At 63.4% G+C, this 3,980-nt stretch carries 6 protein-coding genes; 1 reads left to right on the plus strand and 5 read right to left on the minus strand.

The window, feature by feature from the left end; all coding sequences use genetic code 11:
• Positions 1-40 precede the first annotated feature (40 nt).
• Complete coding sequence (locus ACNJ7E_RS12970) at positions 41-958, minus strand: IS3 family transposase (protein WP_418339243.1); 918 nt, start codon at positions 956-958, stop codon at positions 41-43.
• Positions 958-1,281 (minus strand): transposase, encoded by a 324-nt coding sequence (locus tag ACNJ7E_RS12975; RefSeq protein WP_418339244.1) that lies wholly within the window; start codon positions 1,279-1,281, stop codon positions 958-960. Before ACNJ7E_RS12975 ends, ACNJ7E_RS12970 begins: the two co-directional genes overlap by 1 nt.
• Positions 1,282-1,321: 40 nt before the next feature.
• Here ACNJ7E_RS12975 and ACNJ7E_RS12980 point away from each other — a divergent pair, with 40 nt between their 5' ends.
• Complete coding sequence (locus ACNJ7E_RS12980; protein ID WP_418340062.1) at positions 1,322-1,630, plus strand: hypothetical protein; 309 nt, start codon at positions 1,322-1,324, stop codon at positions 1,628-1,630.
• 379 nt (positions 1,631-2,009) lie between these two features.
• Here ACNJ7E_RS12980 and ACNJ7E_RS12985 read toward each other — a convergent pair whose 3' ends face one another.
• The 3 genes from ACNJ7E_RS12985 to ACNJ7E_RS12995 form a co-directional block, all read right to left on the minus strand.
• The gene (locus tag ACNJ7E_RS12985; protein ID WP_007296976.1) at positions 2,010-2,225 is read right to left on the minus strand and encodes a hypothetical protein; all 216 of its coding nucleotides are present in this window, start codon (positions 2,223-2,225) and stop codon (positions 2,010-2,012) included.
• A 448-nt stretch (positions 2,226-2,673) separates the two neighbouring features.
• Positions 2,674-3,591, minus strand: coding sequence for an IS3 family transposase (locus ACNJ7E_RS12990; protein ID WP_418339243.1), 918 nt, complete (start codon positions 3,589-3,591; stop codon positions 2,674-2,676).
• Positions 3,591-3,914, minus strand: a complete 324-nt coding sequence (locus ACNJ7E_RS12995) for a transposase (RefSeq protein ID WP_418339244.1) — start codon at positions 3,912-3,914, stop codon at positions 3,591-3,593. The genes ACNJ7E_RS12990 and ACNJ7E_RS12995 overlap by 1 nt, the downstream gene beginning before the upstream one ends.
• Positions 3,915-3,980: the final 66 nt, after the last annotated feature.

The raw sequence follows: 3,980 nt of genomic DNA on the forward strand, positions 1-3,980 counted from the left end.
TGAGGTTCCCCCCGAACGGTGGACAAGGGGGTTGCGTGCCTCAGGCGACTTCCACCTGAAGCAACTTCTCGTAGCTGTCGGGACTGTGCATCCCCACCGTAGAGTTCCGTCGAACAGTGTTGTAGAAGACAATCCAGTTGTCAACGCCAGCAACGAGATCAGCCTTCGTTGCATAGACGTGCCGATAGTATTCTTCATGCTTGAAGATCGACCAAAACGATTCGGATGGACTGTTGTCCCAACAAATCCCGGTCGCACCCATCGACCGACGCAACCCGTGCTGCACACACGACGCCGCGGTCAGGTGGGCAGTGTATTCCCCACCCCGGTCCGAATGCAGGATCGTCTCGCGACACCGCCCACCGCGCGTGGCCACGGCTCGATCGATGGCGGTGGTGACCATCTCGGCGCTGATGTGATTAGCAATGCTGTATCCCAACACCTTCCGTGAATGACCGTCCCGGATCGCACACAAGAACATGTCCCCTTCACCGCACGTGAGGTAGGTGATGTCGGTAAACCAGACCGCATCGAGCCGGCCCCGATCGAAGTGCCGCTCGATCAGATCCGGCGGGAACGACGCCTGCGGATCGACCGCCGTGGTCTTGACCTTGAACGTGCGCGGGCTGATGCCCTCCACACCGAGCGAGGCCATGATCTTGGCCACGGTCTTGGCGTTCACCACCTCACCACGCGCCCGCAACTCGGCCGTGACCCGCGGCGACCCGTAGGTACCCTTCGATTCCCGGTGGACCTCGACGATCTTGACTTCGAGGTCGGCGCGACGCTGTTGCCTCGGCGTCAACACCGTGGCAACTCTGCGCTTGACGTACTGGTAGTAGCCCGATGTGGACACCTCCAGCAGTCTCGCCATCCGCAGGATCGAGAACCGTTCACCTTCCGGCGCGGCGGTGCCGGCGGTCTCTTCGATGTTGTCGGGGCCGGCGTACTTGGCCATCAGATCGAACCGGGTCGGTTCTTCTGCATCGCGGCAAAGTACGCCGAAGCTTTTACCAGGAAAGCGTTGTCCTTCTCGAGTTCGCTTACCTGCCTTCGCAATCGGCGTAGCTCGGCGTGTTCGGCCGCGTCCAAAGGCTTCTCTCCGTGGGACTCTGCGGCGGCGATTCTGCGCCGCTCGAGTTTGACCCATTCACCCAACAGACTCTCGTTGAGGCCGAGTTCTCGGGCGACCTCTGCGATGGTGCGACCGGAGTCGATCACCCGGTGGGCAGCCTCGACCTTGTACTCGGTCGTGAACGACCGACGCTTGCGAGGGGGCATACGGACATCCTTCCAGCGGGACCGGTGTCCCGCCAAGTCGGTGTCCACTTTCCGGGGGGAACCTCAACGTTCGCTGATCAACGATAAAGTCCTGCAGCGCTTCCCGAAGCAGACCGGAGAGGCATGCGGCCGCTACCCGCTCTATAGCAACCACCTTCATCTCCCCGCCGCTCAATGGTGTTCGTGGACATACCGGTCACCTGATTCCGACGCCGCATCCTGGTTTCCGCCGAACAACGCCTACCGATGCACCTACATCTCCCGGCAGATCGACGTCAAAGCCCTCTACCGGTTGTGGGTGACCCAGGCGGAGAAGGACGTGATGAGCCAGGTCCTGCACTCCTGCTGACCCCACTACGCGCTATCCGGATTCGGGAAAAGCCGCCGGTCACTACCGTAGCGTCCGCGGGATCCGGCCTCGGCGTCTCGGATCCGGCCTTCGATGCGTTCCGGGTCTTCCCGGTTGGCCAGGCCGGTGCGGACGGCTGCGGCGATTCCGCGGTGCGCCCGGCCGCACCGCGGAATCCGACGGCGGGCTGGCTGATGTGCGGTGCCGCGGGTCGCACTCGTTGCTGTTGGAGCGGTTGGTTCCCCAGCCGTTTCGCGGTGTGAAAATGCCGTCACCGCCGACATCCCGCATCGGCCCGACGCAGACGGCGACGGGCAAGCGGTATGTATTCCGGCAGCGCGACCTTTCGCGTCGCTGAGGTGTGGTGATGAGGAGGCGGCTACTCGCGCTCGTCGAGCAGCGCGAGCAGTTTCTCCAGGGGGACACCGCTTGTGCCGTCCTGCCCGATCACCCGCTCATGTGAGGAGTTCACCAGGTTCTCGATCTTGGCGAGCTTCGTCTCGGCGGCGTCACGTTGCCGCCGAAGTGCGCGGATCACGCCTTCGTTCTCGATGTTCAGTTCGCGGAGCTCGTCGATGCCTGGTTCGATCGCCATGAGATCTCCCTCCTCGCTGCCTGTGGTTGCGACGAAGTGTAGTGGTGGACACAGACACTCCGCCCAAGCCCGACCGGGGATCGGAACCATGTACACACCGGCGACCGGGGCGCCGCGTGGCGCGGCGGCGCCGGGCGGACACCGCGGAGGGACCTCCACGAAGCCGCGACTGATTGTTGCCGGCGGGGGTTGTGCAGATTCGGCGCCGAGCCGTAAGGCCACCGGTCGATCTGCGTGGGTCATCTCCACCGCCTGGGGCGCGCGAATCACGGTTCACCCACCCGGACGCGCGCCCTCGTCGAACGACTGTGCGGCATCGCCCGACTCGGCGGCGTCGGCCGCCGCAGTCAACACCTCGGCCAACTGGCGCGCACAGGCCGGGGTGAGTTGACCGAGCGCACCGTCGTGTGAGGTTCCCCCCGAACGGTGGACAAGGGGGTTGCGTGCCTCAGGCGACTTCCACCTGAAGCAACTTCTCGTAGCTGTCGGGACTGTGCATCCCCACCGTAGAGTTCCGTCGAACAGTGTTGTAGAAGACAATCCAGTTGTCAACGCCAGCAACGAGATCAGCCTTCGTTGCATAGACGTGCCGATAGTATTCTTCATGCTTGAAGATCGACCAAAACGATTCGGATGGACTGTTGTCCCAACAAATCCCGGTCGCACCCATCGACCGACGCAACCCGTGCTGCACACACGACGCCGCGGTCAGGTGGGCAGTGTATTCCCCACCCCGGTCCGAATGCAGGATCGTCTCGCGACACCGCCCACCGCGCGTGGCCACGGCTCGATCGATGGCGGTGGTGACCATCTCGGCGCTGATGTGATTAGCAATGCTGTATCCCAACACCTTCCGTGAATGACCGTCCCGGATCGCACACAAGAACATGTCCCCTTCACCGCACGTGAGGTAGGTGATGTCGGTAAACCAGACCGCATCGAGCCGGCCCCGATCGAAGTGCCGCTCGATCAGATCCGGCGGGAACGACGCCTGCGGATCGACCGCCGTGGTCTTGACCTTGAACGTGCGCGGGCTGATGCCCTCCACACCGAGCGAGGCCATGATCTTGGCCACGGTCTTGGCGTTCACCACCTCACCACGCGCCCGCAACTCGGCCGTGACCCGCGGCGACCCGTAGGTACCCTTCGATTCCCGGTGGACCTCGACGATCTTGACTTCGAGGTCGGCGCGACGCTGTTGCCTCGGCGTCAACACCGTGGCAACTCTGCGCTTGACGTACTGGTAGTAGCCCGATGTGGACACCTCCAGCAGTCTCGCCATCCGCAGGATCGAGAACCGTTCACCTTCCGGCGCGGCGGTGCCGGCGGTCTCTTCGATGTTGTCGGGGCCGGCGTACTTGGCCATCAGATCGAACCGGGTCGGTTCTTCTGCATCGCGGCAAAGTACGCCGAAGCTTTTACCAGGAAAGCGTTGTCCTTCTCGAGTTCGCTTACCTGCCTTCGCAATCGGCGTAGCTCGGCGTGTTCGGCCGCGTCCAAAGGCTTCTCTCCGTGGGACTCTGCGGCGGCGATTCTGCGCCGCTCGAGTTTGACCCATTCACCCAACAGACTCTCGTTGAGGCCGAGTTCTCGGGCGACCTCTGCGATGGTGCGACCGGAGTCGATCACCCGGTGGGCAGCCTCGACCTTGTACTCGGTCGTGAACGACCGACGCTTGCGAGGGGGCATACGGACATCCTTCCAGCGGGACCGGTGTCCCGCCAAGTCGGTGTCCACTTTCCGGGGGGAACCTCA

This window comes from Rhodococcus mengyinensis (genome assembly GCF_048381435.1).
GTDB lineage: Bacteria > Actinomycetota > Actinomycetes > Mycobacteriales > Mycobacteriaceae > Rhodococcus_F > Rhodococcus_F opacus_D.

Coding starts and splice junctions, on each gene's coding strand:
- ACNJ7E_RS12970 (WP_418339243.1), bottom strand. CDS start 958: ATGGCCAAGTACGCCGGCCCCGACAACATCGAAGAGACCGCCGGCACC.
- ACNJ7E_RS12975 (WP_418339244.1), bottom strand. CDS start 1,281: ATGCCCCCTCGCAAGCGTCGGTCGTTCACGACCGAGTACAAGGTCGAG.
- ACNJ7E_RS12985 (WP_007296976.1), bottom strand. CDS start 2,225: ATGGCGATCGAACCAGGCATCGACGAGCTCCGCGAACTGAACATCGAG.
- ACNJ7E_RS12990 (WP_418339243.1), bottom strand. CDS start 3,591: ATGGCCAAGTACGCCGGCCCCGACAACATCGAAGAGACCGCCGGCACC.
- ACNJ7E_RS12995 (WP_418339244.1), bottom strand. CDS start 3,914: ATGCCCCCTCGCAAGCGTCGGTCGTTCACGACCGAGTACAAGGTCGAG.